General features: G+C 75.5%; 14 protein-coding genes. 7 read left to right on the forward strand and 7 right to left on the reverse strand.

Annotated features, from left to right (window positions below; all coding sequences use genetic code 11):
- Positions 1–60: 60 nt before the first annotated feature.
- From AC6EXY_RS08265 to AC6EXY_RS08290, 6 genes are all read right to left on the reverse strand, one after another.
- Positions 61–2,175 carry an MBL fold metallo-hydrolase gene (locus tag AC6EXY_RS08265; protein ID WP_101830549.1) on the reverse strand — a complete coding sequence of 705 codons (2,115 nt, stop codon included), beginning with the start codon at positions 2,173–2,175 and terminating at the stop codon, positions 61–63.
- Positions 2,172–8,567 (reverse strand): hypothetical protein, encoded by a 6,396-nt coding sequence (locus tag AC6EXY_RS08270; RefSeq protein WP_499816451.1) that lies wholly within the window; start codon positions 8,565–8,567, stop codon positions 2,172–2,174. The genes AC6EXY_RS08265 and AC6EXY_RS08270 overlap by 4 nt, the downstream gene beginning before the upstream one ends.
- A 3-nt stretch (positions 8,568–8,570) precedes the next feature.
- On the reverse strand, positions 8,571–8,774 hold the full coding sequence (locus AC6EXY_RS08275; RefSeq protein ID WP_499842321.1) for a hypothetical protein: 204 nt from the start codon (positions 8,772–8,774) through the stop codon (positions 8,571–8,573).
- A 336-nt stretch (positions 8,775–9,110) separates the two neighbouring features.
- The gene (locus AC6EXY_RS08280) at positions 9,111–10,397 is read right to left on the reverse strand and encodes an SDR family NAD(P)-dependent oxidoreductase (RefSeq protein ID WP_499816452.1); all 1,287 of its coding nucleotides are present in this window, start codon (positions 10,395–10,397) and stop codon (positions 9,111–9,113) included.
- The gene (locus tag AC6EXY_RS08285; RefSeq protein ID WP_101830547.1) at positions 10,394–10,822 is read right to left on the reverse strand and encodes a nitroreductase/quinone reductase family protein; all 429 of its coding nucleotides are present in this window, start codon (positions 10,820–10,822) and stop codon (positions 10,394–10,396) included. The genes AC6EXY_RS08280 and AC6EXY_RS08285 overlap by 4 nt, the downstream gene beginning before the upstream one ends.
- 425 nt (positions 10,823–11,247) lie before the next feature.
- The gene (locus AC6EXY_RS08290; RefSeq protein ID WP_101830545.1) at positions 11,248–12,240 is read right to left on the reverse strand and encodes an NAD-dependent epimerase/dehydratase family protein; all 993 of its coding nucleotides are present in this window, start codon (positions 12,238–12,240) and stop codon (positions 11,248–11,250) included.
- 202 nt (positions 12,241–12,442) lie between these two features.
- On the opposite strand from AC6EXY_RS08290, the gene AC6EXY_RS08295 reads away from it, so the two are divergent.
- Both AC6EXY_RS08295 and AC6EXY_RS08300 read left to right on the forward strand, forming a co-directional pair.
- On the forward strand, positions 12,443–13,012 hold the full coding sequence (locus AC6EXY_RS08295) for a TetR/AcrR family transcriptional regulator (RefSeq protein WP_165818244.1): 570 nt from the start codon (positions 12,443–12,445) through the stop codon (positions 13,010–13,012).
- Positions 13,009–14,181 (forward strand): amidohydrolase family protein, encoded by a 1,173-nt coding sequence (locus AC6EXY_RS08300; RefSeq protein ID WP_499816454.1) that lies wholly within the window; start codon positions 13,009–13,011, stop codon positions 14,179–14,181. Before AC6EXY_RS08295 ends, AC6EXY_RS08300 begins: the two co-directional genes overlap by 4 nt.
- A 302-nt stretch (positions 14,182–14,483) precedes the next feature.
- Here the strand turns inward: AC6EXY_RS08300 and AC6EXY_RS08305 are convergent, their stop codons facing one another.
- Positions 14,484–15,224 (reverse strand): response regulator transcription factor, encoded by a 741-nt coding sequence (locus AC6EXY_RS08305; RefSeq protein ID WP_101830542.1) that lies wholly within the window; start codon positions 15,222–15,224, stop codon positions 14,484–14,486.
- Positions 15,225–15,430: 206 nt separating this feature from the next.
- On the opposite strand from AC6EXY_RS08305, the gene mpaB reads away from it, so the two are divergent.
- Genes mpaB through AC6EXY_RS08330 form a run of 5 tightly spaced genes read left to right on the forward strand, consistent with a single transcriptional unit; the run spans position 15,431 to position 22,914 of the window.
- Complete coding sequence (gene mpaB, locus AC6EXY_RS08310; RefSeq protein WP_499816455.1) at positions 15,431–17,818, forward strand: daptide biosynthesis RiPP recognition protein; 2,388 nt, start codon at positions 15,431–15,433, stop codon at positions 17,816–17,818.
- Positions 17,815–18,891, forward strand: coding sequence for a daptide-type RiPP biosynthesis methyltransferase (gene mpaM, locus AC6EXY_RS08315; RefSeq protein WP_499816456.1), 1,077 nt, complete (start codon positions 17,815–17,817; stop codon positions 18,889–18,891). The genes mpaB and mpaM overlap by 4 nt, the downstream gene beginning before the upstream one ends.
- Positions 18,888–20,195 (forward strand): daptide-type RiPP biosynthesis aminotransferase, encoded by a 1,308-nt coding sequence (mpaD, locus tag AC6EXY_RS08320; protein WP_499816457.1) that lies wholly within the window; start codon positions 18,888–18,890, stop codon positions 20,193–20,195. The genes mpaM and mpaD overlap by 4 nt, the downstream gene beginning before the upstream one ends.
- Entirely contained in the window at positions 20,192–21,547 is a 1,356-nt protein-coding gene (locus AC6EXY_RS08325; RefSeq protein ID WP_499816458.1) for an iron-containing alcohol dehydrogenase, read from the forward strand. The genes mpaD and AC6EXY_RS08325 overlap by 4 nt, the downstream gene beginning before the upstream one ends.
- Positions 21,544–22,914 (forward strand): YcaO-like family protein, encoded by a 1,371-nt coding sequence (locus AC6EXY_RS08330; protein WP_499816459.1) that lies wholly within the window; start codon positions 21,544–21,546, stop codon positions 22,912–22,914. Before AC6EXY_RS08325 ends, AC6EXY_RS08330 begins: the two co-directional genes overlap by 4 nt.
- Positions 22,915–22,917 lie beyond the last annotated feature (3 nt).

Raw genomic sequence — 22,917 nt, forward strand, 5'->3', positions numbered from 1 at the left:
TCGGTGGCGGGCCGCGATCCGCCGCCGGAGGTGGAGGCGCCGTTCGCCTCCGGTGTGCGGTCATGACGACCAGGCGCCGGTGGCGGCCGTGGGCTGGGCGCGCAGGGCGAGGCGGGCGGCGAAGGTGGCCTGGCCTTTGGGTTCGCCGTGGACGAGCATCACCTCGGCGGCGCCGATGTCGGCGGTGATGGTGACCAGGTCGTCGGCGCTGGCGTGGGCGCCGAGGCCGTGGTGGCCGACGCGGGCGGCGACGGGGATCACGCTGGGTGGGCCGTCCCTCGTGGGCAGTTCGAACGCGCCGCCGCCGGCCTCGGCGAGGGCGAGCAGGCGGGCGCCGGGGGAGTCCTCGTCCTGGTAGCCGACGACCATCAGGCCGGCGCTCGGGTCCGGCAGCAGTGCCCGTGCCCAGCTGACCGCCGGGCCGGCCGTCAGCATGCCGGACGTGGCGATCACCACGCCGGCGCGCAGCGTCCGGATCGCCTCCTGGGTGCCGCCGGGCGGCACAGCGCGGACCCGGGGGCCGAAGATGCGCATCGGCCCGCCGTCCGGCCCGGGCTGCTGCTCGTAGACGGCGGTGACGGCGCGGGCCAGGCCGTCGATGCGGATGTCGACGTCGGGTAGTCGTTCGGTGAGGGTGAGGGCGACCTCCTGGGCGCGGCCCAGCGCGAACGCGGGGATCAGCACCCGCCCGCCGGCGCTGGTGATCGCGGCGACGTCGGCGACGAGCCGGGCGGCGGTGGCCTCACGCGGCGGCATCCGCCCGGCGCCGGCGTAGGTGGACTCCAGCAGGAGCAGCCGCGCACCGCGGGCCGACGGCGGGACCGCGATGCCGCCGACGGTGCGCTGCCCGGCGCGCGAGACGTCCCCGGAGACGACGATCCGCTGGTCGCCGGCATGCACGACGACCCCGGCCGCGCCGACGATGTGGCCGGCCGGGAACAGTTCGACGTCGAGGTCGCCGACGCGGTGCCGGCGGCCGCACGGCACGGCGCGGAGCTGGCGCAGCGCGTGCTGGACGTCGTCGGCGTCGAACGGCGCGGGCTCGAACGCGTCGCCCGTCCCGCGACGGGCGAGCACCTTCGCCGAGTCGATCCACAGGGGCGCGAGCAGCGTCGCCGTCGCCTCGGTGGCGAGGACCGGGGTATGCGGGCTGCGGGCGAGTACCGCCGGCACCCAGCCGGCATGGTCGTTGTGGGCGTGGGTGACGACCACGGCGTCGAGGCGGCCGGCGAACGCGTCGGCGATCCGCGGTGGTGCGAGGTCGTCGGCGCGGTGCCCGCCGGGGCGGCTGCCCGCGTCGACGAGCAGCCGGGTGTCACCGGCGGTGATCAGTACGCAGGAGCCGCCGATCTCGGTGCCGCCGCCGAGGACGTCCACCCGCGGCTGGCGCTCCCGGGCGCTGACGCTGGCGGCAGCCGGCGCGGGCGGATCGGCGAAGGCGTCCAGCAGCGCCGGCAGCCAGGTCGACACGGTCGTGGCCAGCTCGGCGGGCAGGCCGGCGAGCCGGGCCGCCTGGTCGAGGCCGGCGCCTGCGGTGCAGCGCAGCAGGGCGGCGAGCGCGGCGGCGAGCTGGAGCGGGTCGGACGCCTCGCGACGGGCGGCCGCGAGCTGTGCCTGGGCGGCCTGCGCGCGGGCGGTCTGCGCGGCCAGCTCGTCGCCGAGGTCGAGCAGCTCCGCGTGCGACCGCCGGGCATCGGACTCGGCGAGGGCGGCGCGCCGGCGGGCCTGGTCGCGGGCCTGCCGAAGGTCGGCGAGGCGGTCCTTCGCCCGTTCGTCGCGGCGTTGCTCCGCCGTGGCGCGCCCGGCCCGCTGCTGCTCCCGGCGATCCCGGCGCGCGGCCCGCCGCTGCTCGCCGAGCAGGGCCCGCACCTGCCCGGCAGCCCGGCCGACGACCGCCGGATCCCGGTCCGTCAGGCCGAGCGCGAACGCGCCGCCCTCGGCGAGGAGAAGCCCCTCGCCCGCCGTGGCCGCCAGCCGCGCCGCGACCTCCGCGCGCAGCGGCGCGGACTGCGCGAGCAGGTCGAGAAGGATGAAGACGCCCTCGCGGCTGGCGACGACCCGGCCGGGATCCACCGGTTCGCCGCCGACCTCGGCGATGACGGTCGCGGCGAGCCGCAACGCGGCGAGGACGACCGGCGGCAGCGGATCGTGCGTCGCGCCTGGCACGGACGTCATGGGCGTGCGCCGAGGTCGGGCGGGAGGCGGTCGGCGAGGACTGGTTCGGGGCGCAGCAGGCCGGCGTCGTCGACGAGCAGGCAGCCCAGCGCCGTCAGCGCGGCGACCACCTCGTCGAGGGCGGCGAAACCGGCGTCGGACGCCCGCGCGACCAGGTCCGGATCCTCCTCCAGGACGCTGGCGACGACGTGCGGATCCGCACCGGCCGCTCCGCACAGGTCGACCGCGGCGCGGAACACCGCGGCGAGGGCGGGTGCCGAGGCGTCCAGGCCGGCCGCGCGGACGAGGTCCCGGCCGCCCTTGGCGGACAGCCACTCGTCGAGGCCGTCGAGCAGCCGGCCGTGCCCCGCGGCGGAACCCTCGCTGGCGGCCCGCCGCGCGACCTGGGCGAGCGCCATCGGCCAGCCGCCGGTGCGCGCCAGCAGCTGCGAGCGGGCCTGTTCGTCGCGGAACGGCAGGCCGTCCTCGTCGCACCACAGCCGCAGGCCCGGCTCGTCCATCCGGGCCAGGTCCACCCGGCCGGGATGCCCCACCCAGGCGGCCGCGTTCGGCGGCGCGGTGACGACGGCGACGGCGACGTCCGGGGTGGCCGCCGCGACGGCGGTCTCGGCGGCGGCGAGCAGCGCCCGCAGCGCCGAAGTCGGCGCGTCCCGGGCGTCGACGAGGACGAGGGTCGCGTCGGTCGCACGGGCGACCGACCCCCGCACGCCGTCCGGCGTCGGCACCGCGCACCGCTGCACGGCCCGGACCAGCCCGGCCGTCTCCGCGTGGGCCTGTTCGAGGGCGAGGTGCACCCGGTCGATCCACAGCGCGGTGGAGCCGGTGATGGTCAGCACCGTCCGGCGCGCGTCGAACAGCCGGCCGATCTGCCGTTCCGTCAGCGGCGAGCGGATGAGGTCCTTGATCCGCCGGCGATAGGACGCGGCGTCGGACACCGAGGGCACCGCCAGCTGCTGCGGTGCCATGGACAGGGTGTCGAAGACCTCGTCGGCGGTGCCGAGCAGCCGGCGCACCGTCGGGGTCCGCAGCCGGTAGCGACCCTGGTCCAGGGCGAGGACGCCGAGGTCGACGCATTCGGTCACCAGGCCCGCGAAGCCGTCGGAACCCACGTCACGGAAGCCGGCCGGCCAGTGCTGACGGGCCTCGTCGGACAGCTCGGCGAGGCTGAGGCTGGCATCGATGCCCCGCTCGTGGGCCGCGAACGCCACCGAGTAGGTGATCACCAGGTAGCGGGGGTCCAGGTGCAGGGTCATGACGTACTTCTTGCGGAACGCGGCGGCGAGCTCGGCGTCGCCGAACACGTCGTCGACGTCCTCGGCGGTGATCAGCTGGGGCGGGCCGTCGGGCGGCACCTCCCGGGCGGTGAGGTGGCGCACCAGCGCCTCGCCGAACAGCTGCAGCAGCGCCGGCAGGTTGTTCGCCCGGGCCAGGATCCGCGCGGGCAGCGCGTCCTCGTCGGCGAAGGTGAAGCCGAGTGCCGCCAGCGGCTTGGTGAGCAGTTCGTGGGCGTGCTGCGGGCGCAGCGGGCCGACGCTGATCGGCCGGCCGAGGTGGGACAGCGGCTGATTGGGCAGCGACTCGAAACGGGCGGTCGTGTGCAGGCCGGCGAAGACGACCTTGGCGCGGCGGTCGGAGTCCAGCATGATCCGCCGGCACCAGTCGACGTGGGTGAACCGGTTGCCGGCGGCGTCGGCGTCGAGGAACGCGTCCGCCTCGTCGAGCAGGATCAGCAGCGCCCGGGTCGGCTCGGCGCGCAGCCAGCGCAGGATCGCGGCGTGCACGGCGGCGGCGAGGTCGCGGGCCGGCGGCGCGGCGCCGTCGACGATGCGCAGCTCGGCGAGCTTCGGCCACAGTGTGCCCCACAGCAGCTCGGGCCGCCCGTCGGCACCGACGGTGAACACGGTGGTCCCGACGGCCTCGTGGCCGGGGCGGTCGCGGGTGAACTCGCGGGCGGCGATCCGCAGCAGCGCGGACTTGCCCAGCTGGCGCCCCCCGGAGACGAACGACGAACCGCGCAGGTCGAGCACGGCGGCGAGCTCGTCGGTACGCCCGTAGAACATCTCCGGGGCGATCTCGCCCGGGGTGTCCCGGTAGGGGCTCGCGGCGGTGAAGGGCAGCGCGGTGGCCGCGAAGGTGGCGCGCCGTGGCTCCTGCTGGCAGACCAGGTAGGCAAGGCACGCCTCGTCGAGCAGGAACAGCGGCGGCCGGGGGCGCCCGCGTGCCGCGTTGGCGATCGCCCGGCGGTCGGCGGGGGAGAGCACCCCGGCCAGCCACAGCGCGAGCACCGTCTGGTCGTGCGGGGCGACGGCCATCCATTCGATGAGCGTCGCCGGCGTCGGCGAACTGCGGACCAGCACCACCGACAGGGTGGCGCCGTCCGGGCTCATCGCCGAGCCCAGCGCCGGGGTCAGCGCCTCCCCGGTGCCCCGTACGTCCTTCAACGTCACCCAGTGACGCCCGGTCTGGCCGGCGGGAGCCTGTTCCAGCCGAACCTGGGCGAACTCCAGCCCGGCCTGGGCGAGCACCAGGCGCAGTGCGCCGACGGTGTCGTCGCGGCGGATGTTGCGGTCGTTGCCTCGCCGGGCCAGCGCCCGCCAGGCGCCGAGGGCCTTGCGGCCGGCGTCGCGCCGCGCGTCGGACAGCCCCGCGGTGTCGAGCCCGAGCTGGGCCATCCGGGCCTGCGCGGCGCTGTTCGACCCGGTCAGGGCCGCGTACACGAGGTCCAGCGGCTCGCTTGACCGCTCGTCGGCGAGTGCCGGCACGGTCGCGAGGAACGCCCGCAGATGCCGCGCGCCGGTGGAGCCGGCGGATGGCAGCCGACCGCCGGCGGTGACCGTCTCCAGCGACTCCTCGGCGCTGGCCACCTGGCCGCCGAGCGCCCGGCCGACGAGCAGCTCGGCGACCTGCGCGACGTTCTGGTCCCGCCCGGCACGCTCGTGGATGCGGGCGACGGTGCGTGCGATCGCCTCGTCGCGCTGGCGGTCGAGGTCGGTGGCGATCTCGTCGATGGCGGACTGGACGCGGCCGAAGTCCTGCCGGGAGGAGTCCCGCAGCGCCTCCGCCCGGGCGGCCAGCGCCGCCCACGGCTGGTCGTCGAGGCTGCCGTCCAGCCGCCGGGTGGCGATCCGGTCGCTGAGCTCGTCGACGCGGTGGCGGATCTGTCGGGACTGGCGTTGGATGTCGACGCCGCGACGCCGTTCGAGCTCGGTGGCGAGCTCCGGCTCCGCGCGGCGCAGCCCGGCGATGAGCACCGCGGTCAGGTCGTGGTCACCGCGACCGGCCCGCTGGTCGTAGACGTCGCGCGGGCCGCGCCGCTCGGCCTGGGCGAGCCGGCCGAGGTCGCGGCGGCCGGCGTCGGGCAGCGCCGGCAGTCCGCCGTCGGGCAGCAGCGTCCGCGCGTCGAGCAGCAGGGCGGACGCGAGCAGCTCGCCGTGCGCGGCGTAGGCGACCGGCGGCTCGTCGGCGACCGGCACGTCGCCGTCGCAGATCGCCAGGGCCTGGCCGAACAGCCGCCTGGCCGCCCCGGCGACGGCCGGCCGGTCGCTGACGCCCGCCAGCTCGTCGAGGGCCGGCTCGCGCACCTTCTTCAGCCGGTTGTGCAGCTTGGCGAGGGCGGCGGTGTGCCAGTTGCCGACGGTCGTCGCCCGCCGTTCGAGCACACGCTCGGCGCATTCGGCCCAGCGGCCCGCGAGCTCGACGGCCTCATCCCAGCGGCCGGCGAGGTTGTCCCGGGCGCCGGCGACGATCTGGTTCGACTTGTTGCGCCGCTGCCCGGCGAAGGTCGACTCGATGCTGCGGTAGGCCTTGCCGCGCAGCCCGACCACCAGGTCCCGGGCCTGGCTGGCGGCGTCCGGGTTGTTCGCGGCGACCAGCGTCAGCATCGCCCCCAGCTCGCCGTCCGGCCGCATCCACGCCTGGTAGACGCCGTTGGCCGGCACGTACTTGAAGGTGCGCCGCGGCGCGCCGGACAGCAGCGCGGCCGCCTCCGTGGCCAGCTCCGCGGCGACAGTCTCCGCCGCGGCGAGGGTGCCCACCGCGTCGGCGGCCTCGGCGAGCATGACCACCCCGCAGCGGCTCGCCTCCGCGAGTGCGCTGAGCGCCTCGGACAGGTTCGGCTGGCCGCTGACGCACGGCAGCAGCTTCGCGAGCACCCGGGCCGGGCCGGCTGACGGCGCCAGCAGCGCGATCCGGGCGGCGGCCAGCAGCGCCAGCAACTGCCCGGCCCGATCGTCACCGAGCGCCTCCCGGCTGACCTGGGGTTCGATGTCGGCGAACGCGGACGCCAGCGGACCCGCCGGGGCGCGCAGTGCGACCGCGCAGGCCGCGAGCCGACGGGCCGCGACCCCGGCGGTCGGCGCGCCCGCCGCCTCCAGCAGGTCCGCCGCCAGCCCGAACCGGTCCCGCCCGAGCAACGCCTCGGCCAGCTCCGTGACCTGCGCGCCGCCAGGACCCGAGGCCTCCCGGCGCGCATCGTCGGCGGCGGGGACGGCGATGGGCGCGATCGCGGGGGCGGTGGTGTCGCCGTCCGCGACGGCGGCGTGCGCGGCGGCGGGGTCCGAGTCCGACCTGGCCGATGCCACGTCCGGCGCGGGGCTGTCGGTCCGGTGGTCGTCCGGCGAGCCGCCTGTCGCCGGTCGGGCCAGACCCCCGCTGATCGACGCGAGCGCGGCGCCGTGGCCGCGGGCCAGCAGCGCGGCGAGCCCAGCGAGGCCCGGGTCCGCCTCGTCGGTGGGATCGGGCTCGTCCACCGGCTCCGCGTCGTCCGTTGGCTCCGCCTGGTCCGCTGGCTCTGCCTGGTCCGTTGGCTCTGCCTGGTCCGCTGGCTCCGCGTCGTCCAGCGGCGCGGCCGCGTCGGCCGACGTCGACTCCGGCACCGGGGTCGGCGCCGCTGGCCTCGCCGCGGGCGCCGGCGGCGTCGGCTCTGCTGGCGTGGGCGGAGGGGACTGCGGTGGTGGGGGCGAGCGGGGCGGGTCGGGCAGGTGGGCCTCGCCGTAGGTGATGGCGTCGAGCAGCGGCTCGATGCCCGGTGAGGTGGCGATGACGGCCGCGCGCGCGGCGCTCAGCTCGGCCCAGTCGACGCGCCGGCGCGCCGACCGCTTGTCGTCGTCCACACCGAGGAACCGCCACAGGGCCGCCAGCGGCTCGCGGGACACGGCGGGATCGTCCTGGGCGGCAGTGGCGGCCGTGCGCACCCCGGTGATCAGATCCGCGAGGTCGGCCGGACCTTCCAGGCGCGTCAGCCGGTCGATCCAGGCCGCTTCCTCGGTCTGCCGGCGGTGTCGTTCCCGCAGTTCCGCTAACGCGTCCCGCAGGCCGTCCCGCGACGGGTCGATCGCGGCGCCCAGCTCGTCGCCGAGCCGACGCGCGGCGACGCTCACGTGGCGCGCGTGCGCGGCGACCTCGTCGGCGAGGTCGCACGCGGGCAGCTGACCCGCGCGCAGCGCGTCGGCCACCGACAGCGCCGCCCGCAGCGCCTCGTCCCACCGCTTCAGCACCTGGGAGGCCCGCTGCCCGGCGTCGTCCTCGACCCCCTCCCCACCGGAGCGCGGGGAGCCCGCGGGGATGTCGTCGCCCGTACCATCGGACATGAGCATCTCGCGGTCCTCCTCGACGCCGATCTCGCTGCCCGTGGTCAGGTGATACGCACCGCACCCACGGTCGTTCTGACACTCGTCGCGGTTGCCGCCCTCCTCGACCAGCGCGGCGGCGCAGCGCCGCGTCCGGGGAACGAGCCCTGGTAAGGACCGAGTGGGGACGTCCGGCAGCCGGGGAAAACCAGTCCGCAGCGCGTCGTGGGCGGACCGGGCCGCGGGGTGGTCGACGGCGAGCGTGGCCAGCGCCACCGCGGATGCCGGGGCGTCCTTGGCGATGGCGGCGACCAGGGCGCCCGTGACCAGCGCGGCGCCGACGTCGGCGGCGACGTCGAGGAGAGGGCCGAGGCCCGGCGACGACGCGACGGCGCGCAGCGCCGCGCCGTCGTCGTCGCCCAGCACGGCGGACCAGATCGCCGGATCGGCATACAGCATGAAGGCGATGACCAGCGGGCTGGTGAGGTCGTGCAGCAGGTCGATCCGGGTGGTGGAACCGCCGGCGCGCATCCGGGCCAGCAGCCGCGCCGCCATGCCCCGGTTGACCACCGCGACGCGGCGCATCCCCAGCGTGCCGGCGATCACGGCCTGGCGAACGATCAGCGGCATCTGGCGCAGGGACGCGAGCACGTCGTCGGCGGTGAGCGCGGCCACGGCGGCGGCGGCCAACGCGTCGAGGTCGACCTCCTCGGCGATCCGTCGTCCCGGCGGCCAGTCAGCCGGCGTGGCGGGAAATGCCGGATCGGGGAAATGACCGCCGGTTCCACGGATGCGGTGCGCTCTGCGGCGAGTCACGGACGACATCTGTCAGCCTTCCTCGCCAGCGAATCGGGCTAATGTTTTCAATAAATCGAACGTTGGCGTCGGGTGGCAAGAAAGCCGCGGACCGGACGGGCCGATGTCGCCGCGATCCGGTGCGGGAAGGCCTGCTGGCCGCATTTCCTCCTGATCAGGAATGTCGGTGCGCGGCGCACCCGCGAACAACGTCCGAAAATCCCGGGGAAGCGGCATCTGTCAATTCTGCCAGGACGCGCGAACCCGACCTTGATCGGGGTCCGCACGTCCCCATGCGGCGATGTCGCGTTTCTGGGTTTCGCCCGCATCCGGGCGTCCCGCGCGACCATTCGGCCTACCGAATCCGGTCGTACGCTCACCAGGCCAGGCCAGGCCAGGCCAGGCCAGGCCAGGCCAGGCCAGGCCAGGCCGCGGGCGCGTTCCGAGCCGCCACACGTCCCGCGCACGCTGAGGGCGCGGCGTCGCCTGGTCGGGCTGGGGCGCGCCGGCCGGGGGCGGGGCGGCGACATGCCGGCCCCGCCCGTGGCCGGGCAGCGCCGGCCGGAGGCGCCCCTACCTCGTGACGAGCGGGACCACGGCGGCGGCGGAGGACGGGTGGGGGAGCGTGCGGAACCGGTAGGTGACGCCGGTGATCCGCTCGGACTCCGCCCACAGCAGACGCTGGCGATCGGCGTCGCGCGCGCTCGGGCTGGAGTAGGCCGGCGCGGGCAGTCCCGTCCCGCCGAACAGGCCGTCCGGGCCGTAGTACTCGCCGCCGCGGACGTCCGGGTCGACCGCCGCCCGCAGCGGGGCGAGCGCCCCGGCCTGCGGCCCCTGGATGAGCCAGCCCATCAGCGGTGCCGCGCCGTTCGACAGGAACGCCCGGATGACCGGCGACCTCGTGCGCACCAGTGCCGTGCGGGCGATGCCCGGGTGGGCCGCCACCGCGAGGGTCGGGGCGCCGGCCGCCGCCAGCCGCCGGTGCAGCTCGTAGGTGAACAGCAGGGCGGCGAGCTTGGAGGTCGGGTAGGGCAGCCGGGCCCGCCGTCCGCCCGTCGGCCCGCCACGGGTCCCGCCCGTCCCACCGGCCCAGCCGCCCGGGCGGCCGTTCGTCCGGGCGCCGGCGGTGCCGCCCGCCGGGCCGTTCGTGGGCCCGAGGAAGCCGACGTGGCGGTCGGCCGCGGCCGGCGGGCGCGCGGCCCGTGACGGTAGTTGGGCCAGGTCGTCGGCGCTGAGACGGCCGCACAGATGGGCGAGGCTGCTCACGCTGACCACACGTGAGCCCGGGGTGGCGAGCAGCCGGTCGAGCAGCAGGCCGGTCAGCGCGAAATGGCCGAGATGGTTGACGCCGAACGTCGGCTCGAAGCCGTCCTCGGTGCGCGCGGTGCTCGGGGACATCACCCCGGCGTTGGCGACGAGCAGGTCCAGGCGTGGATGGTCGGCGCGGATCCGCGCGGCCGCCGCCTCGACCGAGGCCAGCGACGCCAGGTCCAGGCGTTGGACGCGCACGTCCGCGCCGGGCGTGAGGCTCCCGCCCAGGCCGTGGGACTGGTGGTCGGCGCCGACGTGGTCGGTCGCCGCGCCGCGCGGGGCGCCGATCGCGGTCGCCAGGTGGGCGTCGGCGTGCGTGTGGGCGGCGCGGATGGCGGCGGCGACCCGCTCGGCGCGGTCGACGTCACGGCTGGCGAGCACGACGGTGGCGCCGCGCGCGGCGAGCACCCGGGTGATCTCCAGGCCGATGCCCGAGTCGGCGCCGGTGACGACGGCCGTCCGTCCCCGCAGGTCCGGCACGTCGGCGACGGTCCAGCCCGACCGGTCGTGGGGGCGGCGGGGGAGGCGGACCGCCGGCGGGCGACTCACCTCGGCTCCAGCAGGACCAGCGGGATCACCCGGGTGGTCTTCGTCTGGTAGTTCCGGTACCACCGGTTGTCGGCGACGACCCGCGGCCACAGCTCGTCGCGTTCCGTGGCGGTCGCCGGGCGGGCCCGCATGGCCTGCCAGGGGCCGCCGCGGGTGCGCACCGCCACGTCGGGGTTGGCGCAGACGTTGTGGTACCAGTCGGGATTGCGGTCGTCGCCCCCGCGGGAGGCGACGAGGACGATCGTCGAGCCCTCCCGCAGCGGCGTGGTCAGCTTCAGCGTGTGGGGACGGCCGCTGCGCCGCCCCGTGGTGCTCACCTCCAGGACCTGCATCCCTCCGGCACGCCAGCCGAGCCGGCCCCCGGAGATCCTCACGAGGAGGCGGTGCATCGTGTTCAGCGCCTTGAACGCGTGGTCGCTCGCCATCCCTCCGACTTCCTGTGCATGCGCGCGCGACCCCGGGCGGACCGGACCACACGCGTCTGTCTGACGGCATCCACCGAACGTTCACCCGATGCTGCCGTCGCCAGAACGGATCGGGTACGGATTGTCTGCTACGTGTCGTTGGCCGGCTCTGCCCGGGGGGAGCGATCGTGCTCCTCCCGGGCCGGCCCGGGGCTGCGCCGTCCCGTCATCCGTTGTTGTACCCATCCCGTCGCGGGGATCCGCCGCGCACCGCGAAGCCGCTGCCCGGCAGGCGGAATCGCCCGCCGGGCAGCGGCTTCGTGCGGTCGGCGGGCGCCCCGCGGCGGCCGAGGTGCCCGTCGCCGGTCGCCGCCGCCGTCGGCGTGCCGCCCGTGACGCATCTCATGGGCGCGGCGGGGGTACCCGGGCTCCGCCGGTCCGAGACCTCAGCCTGGGACGCGTCCGGAGCCTGGGACGCGTCCGGCGGCCCGCAGCCAGTCGAGCGTGCGGCGCAGGCCCTCGGCCACCGGGGTCGACGTGATGCCGAGTTCCTTGTTCGTCACCGAGGCGTCGATCGGCGGGTCGGCGTAGGTGTGCTCGCTGAACCGGGTCATCGCGCCGAACCTCTCCGGTTCGTCCTGCGGACGGATGGCGCGGACCCGGTGCGCGACGCCGGCCAGGTCGTTGATCTGGTTGCACAGGTCGGGCAGGCTGCGCAGGTCGTCGCTGCTGCCGATGGCGAGGTAGCGCGCCCCCGGCCGGCCCTGCTCGGCGGCGGCGAGCACGATGTCGGCGACGTCCTGGACGAACACCCACGGCAGCGGCATGTCGAGGTATCCGTCGAACTCGCCGCGCAGCGCGCCCAGCAGACTGGAGTTGAAGCTCGTCGCCGCGAGCGCCCGGTCGACCAGCGGGGACGGGCCGTAGATGCCGGAGGGGACGACGGTGCAGGCGTGCAGGCCACGCGACGCCCGGTGCATCGTGAGGTAGTAGGCGGAGAGCTTCGCCGGCGTGTAGGTCGTCGGGCCGTGCACGATCGGTTGCAGTGGCGAGATCTCGGTCATGGTGTGGGACATGTCGAGGATGGCCGCGGTGCTGATCATGACGCAGCGGGGGTGCGACGCGGCCCGTTCGGCGACGTCGAGGACGTTGACGACGCCCTGGTAGTTGGCCCGGTCGTAGTCGTCGGGCCCGGCGGTGGACCAGGTGCCGCCGATCACCGCGGCGGAGTTGATCACGGCGTCGGCGCCGGTCATGCCGTCGGCGAGGGCGTCCAGGTTCGCCAGGTCGCCGGTGACGACCCGGCAGCCGGCGTCGGTGAGGAACGACGCCGACGCCGGATCGCGCACCATCGTCGTGACCGTGTGGCCTCGTTGTAAGGCCGTGACGCAGAGATTGGCTCCGGTGAGTCCGGAACCCCCGGTGATGAACAGGCGCACGCCAGCTCCCGTGGGTCGAATTATCTAATTGATTGAGATCGATTGAAACAGTGCTGGTGGGGGGACGCAAGACTCGTCGTCGATGTCCGTCCGTTGTGTATCGATTGCCGGGGAGAGGGTCGCGTGTTAACTTGAACGGCGTTCGAGATGGTGGGTGGGAATGCGGGACGGCCCGCCCGGAGCGGGTGGGAGGGGTGTCGCGATGGCGGGGCGGCCGGTGCGCGCGGACCCGCTGAGCGTCGGCGCCATCGTGGCCGTCGCGCTGCGTCTGGCCGCCCGCGACGGGCTGGAGGCGGTGCGGATGCGTGATGTCGCCGCCGAGCTCGACGTCGCCGCCGGCGCGCTCTACTGGCACGTCAGCAGCCAGCGCGCGCTGCAGGTCGCGGTCGTCGAGGCGGTGTTGGGCGCCGTGCCGTCGCCGTCCGAGCTGCGGGGAACGCCCCGGGAGCGGATCACCCGCCACATCCGGCTGCTCCAGCGGGCGCTCGTCGACAACCCCGGGATCACCGGCGCCGTCATCGCCAACGCCCCGGACACCCCGCTGGGCGCCAAGCTGCGCGATGGGGTGCGCGCGGCGCTGCGTGAGGCCGGCCTGAGCCACCCGGCGGCGCATCGGGCCTTCCTGGCTCTGGAGTGGCTCTGGCTCGGGTCCCGCACGGGAACCGGACCGCACGCGTACGACCAGGAGACATTCGACGCCGCGCTCACGGCGCTGCTCGACGGGATCCTCGGCACCGCCCCCGGTGCCCCGGACGAGGGAGCCTACCGATGACCTACGACGGCCCGCTGTTCGACTGCGACAACCACAACTACGAGGTCCGCGACGCGTTCACCCGCCATCTCGACCCGGCGTTCGCCCGCCAGGCGATCCAGCCGGTGAGACTGCCCGACGGGCGCGAGGTCATCCTCGCCGGCGACCGGGTCGTCCGCTGCCTCGAGCCCGAGTTCAACGAGGTCTACCGCCCGGGCACGCTCAAGGAGATGCTCAGGCAGATGGCCTCGGGCAACCCGGACGAGACCTACACGTTCGAACCGATGCGCGAGGAGTACCAGAACCGCGAGGCGCGCCTGGCCCGGATGCGCGAGCAGAACGTCCAGGGCGCGGTGATGTTCTCCGGCGGCTGGTCGTTGTTCGCCGAGGAGTACGTCGACGACACCGACGGCCTCTACGCCAACATCCATTCCTTCAACCGGTGGACGGAGGAGACCTGGGGCTGGGACGGCGAGATCGTGTCCCCGGCTTTGATCAGCCTGCGTGACGTCGACCAGGCCGGCGAGGAGCTGGACCGCGTGCTCGGCCGCGGTGCGAAGCTCGTGCTGTTCTCGGTGGGCCCGGTGGACGGCCGCTCGCCCGGCGACCCGCATTTCGACCCGGTCTACGCGCGGTTGCAGGAGGCCGGGGCGGCCATCGCCTTCCACATCACCGAGCACTGGTACAACCGCTCCATCGCCCCCGCGTGGGGCCACGAGCCGGCGCCGATCCATTTCCGGATGAGCGCCTGGCAGTGGATGAACACCTACGGCACCTACCCGATCACGTCGACGCTGAGCGCGCTCATCTTCGACAACGTCTTCGGCCGCTTCCCCGAGCTGCAGTGCCTGGTCGCCGAGTTCGGTGCCGACTGGGTGCCGCTGACCCTGTCCAAGCTCGACAAGAGCCGCGGCATGGGCCGCAACGGCCCGTGGATCGGCGGCCAGCTCACCGAGCGTCCCTCGGAGGTCTTCCGCAAGCACATCAAGGTCGTCCCCTACCCGGAGGACGACGTCGTGGGCCTTGTCCACCAGGTGGGGCACGCCGACGCGTTCGTCATGGGCAGCGACTATCCGCACGCGGAGGGGCTGGCCGAGCCCCGCGACTTCGCCAAGCTCGTCGACTCGTTGTCCGACGAGGACCAGCACAAGATCCTGTGGGGTAACGCCCAGACGCTGCTGCGCCGCTAATCGCACCTGAGCGTGGTTGCCGGCGCGGGAACGGGGCATTGCGTGTGCGTCCGGGATTCCCTTGCGCGTACAACGATTTTTTGGTGCTGACGCAACGACATCGGCGACCGCGTCCCCGTCGCCTCGCGCCGTACCTCGTTCGGCCCCGCGACGCCGCGGGCCTCGTGGGAATGGCGGGCGAATGCGGGCGGCTCGTTCGCGCGGGAAAGGACACCTGCGCGGGGCCGGGTAACCGCTGAGACGGGGTGACTGCGCGGGGCAGGGCGCGGCTGGATCGGGAGTGTACGGGCGACCTGCGTCGCCTAGTGCCGCACCGGCGACGGGTAGGACACGACACGGCGCTCCATCGCGACCCGCACGAGTTCCGCCTTGTTACCCAGCATGAGTTTCGCGCGGGTGCGTTTGACGTACGTGTTGACCGTCGTCACGGCCAACCCCAGACGCGTCGCGATCTGGCTGTGCGTGAATCCCTGGGCGATGAGGCTCAGAACCTGCTCCTCGCGTTCGGACAGCCGTGGCTGACCGGCGTCCCCCAGCGCGGCGGGAGAGGGGGTGTCAGCGGTGACTTCCCAGGTCACAGCCTCGCCGGGGGCGGCCTTGCCGGGCAGGACCTCGCCGGGCAGGACGACGTCGGTGAGGCCGGCCGGCAGGTAGAAACCGTCGGCGGCCACCGCGCGCACCGCGTCCGCGAAGCTCGAGCACGGCGCCGTGCTCGCCAGACAGCCGGCGGACCCGGCCTTCAGGATTGCGATGGCGTCATCCCGGTGAAGGGACTCGGAAACGGCGAGCACACGGCCGAGGGAACGCGCGTCCCGTATTCTCTCGGCGGCGAGCTCGAGGTTCGATCCGAAGTCGATGATGACGACATCGAGTTTGTCCGAACCAGTGGACCAGGCTGTCCTCCTCAGTTCGTCCGGGGTCTCGCCGATAACTGCGGTCGCGATGTCAGACTCCCGGACGAGCAATTGTTGCACGGCCCACCGGAACAGCGGGCGGTCACCTATGACTCCGACTTTCAGTGGCGACGAGCAGAACGGATCCACGAGTCTCCTCTATCGGTGCGTCGGGTGCTGAGAGTAACGATGTGATCTTTACGTGCACCCTACGGTTGGTAAACGAACGGTGAACTTGCCTGCGTGCGGCGTCAACTATTTTGGGGACACCGGCGAGGACAGACACGGCCACATTGGATGACGATAGTGACTCTGCGTTACTCCGCATCGAGTCCACTCCCGAACCGGAGGTGTCCGTGCGCCGCCTTGTTCTGCTCGCTCTGCGGAAACGCAGCAGCGGTTATGCCACCGAAATCCTGGGATCGCACCCGAGCTGGCCGCTGCGCGTCGCCCAGTCGGCGCTGACCGACCGTGGATTCGAGGTGCTCACCGCCGAGATGGCCGGCTCGTTGTCCTCTCTTCGCGGTCTCGTCGCCGGTCTGGCGACGCACGGCGGCGGGGTGGGATCGCCCGCCGCCACCGCCCCGGCCCCCGGTCACCCCACCCCCGGTTCTCCAGACGGTCCGGGTGCGGACCACCGCATTGTCTGGTTCAGTTCGTGCGATTGCGGGGATGCCTACTGCCCGACCGGCTGGCGGGCGGCGATCGCCTCGGCGGCCGACGGCGTCGCCGGATCCGCCGCGGGCCGCGGCGCGCCGGGATCCCTGCCCGCGCTGCTGACCCTGCTGTCCGCCGAGTGGACCGCGGCCGACCTGCGCCGCAGCCCCTACCTGGACGGTGTCGCCGCGGCGGCCGAGAGCCCCCACATCGGCCTGTCGCTCGTCGCCGACGGCCCGGACGGCACGGTCGTGGACCGGCCCGCCGACGTGCTGACGGCCGAGCTCGCCTGGCTGCGTGCCCGCGCCGACCGCGCCGCCCCGCCGGCCCCCCTGCACGGTCTGGAGGGGACGCCCGACGAGGTCCACCGCCGCCTCACCGCCTTCGCCGCCCTGATCGCCGCCGACGCGCTCGCCGCCGCCAGGTCGCTCGCCGCCGCCCAGCCGCTCACCGCCCCCCAGCCACTCACCGCCCCCCAGCCACTCACCGCCCCCCGGCCACTCACCGCCGCCCAGGGCGACTCCACGCCGGGCATCGACGGGGACGCCGGGGTGGAACTGCCGCAGCCGCTGCGCTGGTCGGCGACGTTGCGGGCCGCCCTCGTCGAGCGGCTCGGCCTCGAGGAGCTGGGCGTCCTCGTCGGCGCCGCCGGCATCGCCGAGCTCACCGTCACCGGCGTCGGCGACGCCACCCAGGCGCTCCGGCTGCTCGCCCTCGCCGACGCGTGCACCCTGCGCCTGGACGTGCGCGAGCTGTCCGGCGGGGACGTGCACCGGGTCGCCGGCAAGATCGACGGTCTGCGCGTCTCGCTGCTCGTCGGCCACTCCGGCGACGGACTGCTGCCCCGGGAACTGCTCGGTCTCGCCCCGGGCCTGGTCGCGGAGCAGGTCGAGGGCGCGGCGCACCTGCAGGAGATCAGCGGCCGGCTGGGCCGGTGGGCCACCGGCGCCCGCGCGCCCCGGCTGGACGGCGCGCCGCCCGGCCTCGCGGCGGCGCCCGGCGACGGCCCGGACGAGATCGTCCTCGCCGCCGCCGAGCACCTCGCCGCGGTCACCGACCCGGACACCGGGCTCGCCGACTTCCGCACCCTGGTGTTCGCCCCGGCCGGCGCGGCGCACACACCCCCGCCCGGCGGCGTCGTCGGCTCGCTTGTCCGCTACACCGGCGAGCTCGCCGCGGCGGGCGACGAACTCGTCATCGGCGACGACTTCTTCCTGCAGACCTTCGACTACTCCTCCGGCGGCTACCTGTCGCTCGTCGGCCCGACGCTGCTGCGGATCACCTCCGAGATCGACTACGCGGTCTTCCTCGAGGACGCCGACGCGGCCCGCCTCCGGGGAACCTTCCCCGAGTACCTGCTGCACCCGTTCGTCCAGCTCGCCGACATCTGCGCGCTGGGCACCGCGCACCCGTGCGCCGGCCGCCGCGGCGGCCGGCTGTTCGTCGACGCCGACGGCACCGTGCGTCCCGCGCCCGGCGGCGCCGCGCTCGGCGCGCTGCCCGCCGGCCTCGACCCGGCCCTGATGGCGCCGTGGAGCGCCGGCGCGGGTGACGACCCGTGCCTGGCCGCGGTGGTGACGGTCGAGGTGAGCCGCGTGGCGCGGGCCGAGCGGCCGTGGCTGTCGCGGTTCCTGTGGGGCCTGGACGCGCTGCGCCGCGCGCGGCAGGAGGGTCTGAAGAAGCCGGTCGTGTCCGGGTTCGGCGGCCGGTTGGTCGCGGCCCTCGAGGACACGGCGGTGGGCACCGAGGCGCCGGACGCGCCGCTGCTGCTCGGAGACCGCACCGGGGCGCTGCTCGTCAGCCCCCGGGACATGCGGGTGTTCCGGATCAGCCGGGACGCGGCGGCGCTGGTCGAGATCCTGCTGGTCGTCGGCCCGGGGGAGCGCGCCGTGGAGCTCGCGGGCGCCCACACCGGGGTGGCGGCCGGCGCCGTCGCCGAGGGCTTCGCGAGCCTCATCGCCACCTTCGCCCGGTCCGGCGTCGACCTGGCGCGCGGCGGCGCTCGGCCAGTGGCGACGCCGGCCGGGACGCCGGCTGCGGTGTCGGCTGGAATGTCGGTGGCGGCCACGGCGGGTGGTCCGCGATGAGCACGACCCTGACCTCCTCGCGCCCGGACACATCTGACGTGCCGGCCGTGCCGAATGCGACAGTCCGGACGGACACACCGGACGTGTCAGCCGCGGCGGGCGTGCCGAACGGCATGGCCGCGGTGGACACGGCCGCGGTGGACACGGCCGCGGCGCCGCGGCCGGGCACCGCCGGCACGATCATGACGATGTTCGGTGCCGGGCTGCCGGTGGAGGACTTCTACTCCGAGCGCGGCTCGGTCCTCTACGACCTGCTCGGCCACGACGACCAGCACGAGGTCGCCGAGCTGCGCGCGGCCCTCGACGCGACGCTCGGTGGCCGCCGCGGCGACGTGCTGGAGCTGGCCTGCGGCTCCGGGCGTCTGACGTTGCCGCTGCTCGCCGACGGCCATCACGTGGTGGGCCTGGAGAAGTCGCCGATGATGCTGCGCCTGCTCGCCGAGCGGGCCGGCGCGCCGGGGGGCGACGGCGCGCGGCTGACCACCGTCGAGGGCGACATGACCGCCTTCGACCTGGGCCGCCGCTTCGACGCGGTGGTGCTGGGCGCCACCTCGGTGTCCCTGCTGGACGCCGCCGGGCGGGCGGCGATGTTCCGCGCGGTCGGCGACCACCTGGTGCCGGCGGGCGTCTTCCTGTTCAGCACCCTGCAGATGCGCCGCGGGCCGATGCGCGCCCAGCCCGTCCGGGAGAACGTCCACACTCTCGCCGTCCCGGCCGCGACCGGCGGCGGCGGATCGATGATCACCCTGGTCGAGTGGATCGACGGCCCGGCGCGCCGGCGGCTCGTCAGCGCCCTGCGGGCCGAGGTCGACGCGTCCGGTGCCGTGACCCACCGCCTGTTCACCAGCCAGGTGAACCTGCTCGACGTCGACGAGGTGACCGACGAGCTGGCCGCGGCCGGCCTCACCGTGCACGCCCGCCAGCAGGTCGCCGGCGGCACCGAGACGGACCGGGCCACACTCCTGCTCGTCTGCGGCCATCGCGATGGGGTCGGCTCCCGCGCCACCCCGCCCGCCGCCGCCGCCGACCACGCCGCCGCCGACCACGCCGACGACGAGGATGCGGCGCGATGACGGGGGCGCTGTGGCAGCTGCTGAGCCCGCCGAGCCGGTTCGACCGACCCGGTGCCCGCGCGGTCGGCGCGGCGGGAGTGCGGGTGCGCTTCGACGACGGCGTCGAGGCGCTGTGCGCGACCAGCGGCCTGTGGAACGTCAACATCGGCTACGGCAACGAGGCCGTGGCGGACGGCGTCCACCGCGCGCTGCGGGACGCCTCCTACCTCACCCTGTTCCGCTACAGCCACCCGTGGGCGGTCGAGGCCGCGTCGACGCTCGCGCAGCTGTGCGGCGCGGAGACGTTCGGCCGAGTGCTGTTCTCGACGTCGGGCAGCGCCGCCAACGACGCCATGATGAAGATCGTCCGGCAGTACTGGGCGCTGCGCGGCCAACCCGCCCGCCGGGTCGTCGTCGGCCTGCGCGACAGTTACCACGGCCTGACCTACGGGGCGTCGGCGCTGTCCGGTGAGGAGCTCGGCCAGGAGCTGTACCTCGTCGACCGGCGCTTCGTCCGGCATGTGAGCTGCGCCGACGCCGGTGAGCTGCGCCGCCTGCTCGCGGGCGCCGGCCGGCAGATCGCCGCGGTCGTCGTCGAGCCGGTGCTCGGCACGGGCGCGGTCGAGGTGCCGGACGCCTTCCTCACCGAGCTCGCCGCGCTGCGCGACGAACACGGCTTCCTGATCGTCGCCGACGAGGTCGCGACCGGCTTCGGCCGCACCGGATCCTGGTTCGCCTCGCAGACCTGGGCGTTCGTCCCCGACGTCATGGTCGTGTCGAAGGGGCTCACCAACGGCACCTGCGCGGGCTCGGCGGTCGTCGTCTCGCACCAGGTCGCCGCCGCCTTCGACGAGGCCGACGCGGTGCTCGCCCACGGCGAGACGAACGCGGGCACCCCGCCGACCTGCGCCGCGATCACGGCGACCGTCGCGGAGATGCGCCGCCTCGACGTGGTCACCCGCGCGGCGGCGCTCGGGCGGCGCCTCGCCGCCGGCCTCGCCGACCTGGTCGCGGACCATCCCGCGGCGGTCGGCACCGGCGGGCGGGGCTGCTTTCGCATCCTGCGCCTGGCCTGGCCGGATGGCGAGACGTTCGGCCCGCAGGACGTGGCCGCCGCCATCGAGACGATCCGCCGGGCGGGCGCGGTCGTTCATCCCGGCCCCGGCGGCATCCAGCTCGTGCCGCCGCTGGTCTACACCGACGACGACCTCGACGAGCTGCTCGACGCCGTCCGCCGGGGCCTCACGACCCTGTGGGCTGGCCGCGCCGGCGCGGCGGGCGCCCAGGCGGCCCGACCGGTGCCGGCCGCGGCGGTGGCCAGGTGAACACCGTCTGGCAGTGGTCGTGCCCGACGCGGGTCGTCGCCGGCCCCGGCGGCCTGGAGCACGTCGTCGACGAGCAGCGCCATGCCGGGCGGCGGATCGGTGTCGTCGTCGACGCGGGCGTGCTCGCCACCCCCGCGGTCCGCTGGCTGCGCGACCAGTGGACGGGCTGGCCCGTGCTCACCGCTGAGCCTGTGGGCGCCGGGATCGCCGACGTCGCCGCCCTGGCCGGGTGGCTGCGCGACCAGACCGCCAGGACCGGCCTGGACACGGTCGTCGCGGTGGGCGGCGGAAGCCTGCTCGACCTCGTCAAGCTGGGCAGCGTCGCCGCGGTCGACGACGGCGTGCTCGCCCGGGTGACGGCCGGGCGCTGCGGTGTCGTCGGCCTGCCGCCGTCGGTCGGCCGCCGGGGCGGGCGCGCCACGATGGGCGACCGACGGATTCCGGGTGCCGCGCCGGTCCCGGTACACACGCCGGACCTGGTGCCCGCGCGCAGCCTCGTGCCCATGCGAGTTCTGGTACCCACGACGACCGGAACCGGGTCGGAGGTCAGCGCGGTGGCGTGTGTGCGCGTGCGCGGCGGCCACCGGCTCGTCATCGGCGAGGCGCTGCGCCCGGAGGTCGCCGTGCTCGACCCGGCGGCCACCGACGGCCTGCCCGCGTCGATGCTCGTCGAGGGAGTCCTGGAGGCGCTGCTGCGGGTGCTCGGGCCGACGGTCGGCAGCCTCGCGTCCCGGCCGGTGCCCGACGCGGCCGGCCTTGCCCTGGCCGGCGAGCTCGTCCGTCTCGGTGACCGCCTGTGCGGCCCCACGCCGGCGCCGGACCCGCCGGCGCCGGACTCGGCGGCGCGGGGGGCCGCGGGCGGGGCGGAGCGGCTGCTGGCCGCCGAGCTGTCCGCCTATACCCAGGCGAGCTGGGCGATGGCCGGGCGGGACCCGTTCGGCGGCCGGGCGTGGTACATCGCGAACGAGGTGTCCACCGTCCTCGGCGCGCGCAAGATGGTGGCCACCGTGCCCGTGGCGGCGGCGGTGTGGGCCCGCGCGGCGGCCGGCGACCGGCGGTTCGGGCATTCCGAGCGCCTCGCGGTCGCCTGGGACGCGGTGTGCCGGGCGGCGCGGCCGGGGCTTGGCGACGACCCGTCGGCCGGGCTGCGCCGGCTGGCCGACCGGTGGGGCGTGGCGAGCTGCCCGCCGGCCACCCCGGCCCAGCTGAGCGCCATCGCCGGACGGGTGGTGCGCGCCTTCGGCGGCGGCCTGCCGCCACTGGCGTCGATCACCCACGCGGACGTCGCCGCGCTGCTGCGGGAGTCGCTGCCCGCGGCGGCGGAGCACGAGCTCGCGGTGGCCGCGTCATGATCGACGCGCGGGCCACCCTCGAGCCCGAGGCCGGGATCGCGCGGGGCACCACTCTCGTCCCACCGGCGCCCGACCAGCCGCTGTGGACGGTCGCCGTCGACATCGGCGGCCTCGACGCCGCCGGCCACCGCGGCCTCGCCGACGGCGACTATCCGCTGCACCTGGTCGGCGCCGCCGGCCTGCGGCCCGGCGACGCCCTGCTGCGTGGGGCGGGCGAGGCGGTCGAGCGCTTCGCCCTGCGGCCCGGGCCGCGGCCGGGTGCGCCCGGGGAGCATGTTCCGCGGCTGCCGTTCGCCGACCCGACCGTCGCGCTCGGCTCGCCCGCCGCCGATCCCGACCGGCTGCGCTGGCTGCCCGGGCGGGACCTCGTCAGCGGGGACGAGGTCGTCGTGCCGGCCGCCCTGGTCGACTATCCGGCCGGTGACGAGCTGGCCCTGCGGTGCTTCGACCCGACGCCGTCGGGCGCGGCCGCCGGCGCGGACCTGGCCATGGCGCTGGGCAACGCGCTGCACGAGATCGTCGAACGGGACGCCGTCATGGTGGCCTGGGCCGCGCAGCTGCGTCTCGAGCGGGTCGACCTCGCCGCCTTGGCGCCCCCGCCGGCGCGGGCCGCCGAGCTGGACCGTCTCGTCCGTGCGGCGGACGAGCTCGGCCTGTCCGTGACCTTCGGCGCGATCCCCACCCCGCTGCGCGGCGTCGAGTGCGTCGTCGCGATCATGATCGATGACGGCGGAGCCGAGGCGGGGGCCGGCGGCGCGGGCGGCGCGGGCGGCGGGAATGGTGCCCGGAACGCCGCGACGGGGTTGCCGCTGGCGGCCGTCGGGGCGCGGGCGTCGCCCTGCCGGGCGGCGGCGATCGTCGGCGCGTTCCGGGAGGCGTTCCAGGTTCGCGCGGCGCTGCGCGGAGTGGGCCAGTGGTACGGCCCCGACGGCCGGGCGCCGACGGTGATCGCCGGCGACCTCGACCGGGCTCGGCTGTGGACCACACCCGCCGCCGTCGCCGCGGCGCGACGCTGGACCGCCGGCTTCGTCGCCCCGCACCCACCCGCCCCGACGGCGGTGGTACCCCCCGGGACGCCCGCGTCATCGGCAGGCAGGGCGTCGGTCGAGGGACTGGTGGCCGATCTCGGGCGGGAGGGTGCCCGTCCGGTCGCGGTACGGCTCACCCAGCGGCTGCCGGGCTCGGTCCAGGAGATGGGCTGGGAGGTGGTGAAGGTGATCCCGGTCGGCCTGCACGCCCTTCGGATGGACGAACGGCACGAGTTCACCTGGCTGCGCGCGCGGATCACGTCGGCGGCGCGCCGCCTCGGCCGGGCCGCCGGGGTGCCCGACGGCCAGCTCCATCCATTCCCCCATCCGCTGATCTGACGG

Source organism: Frankia sp. RB5, assembly GCF_059816245.1.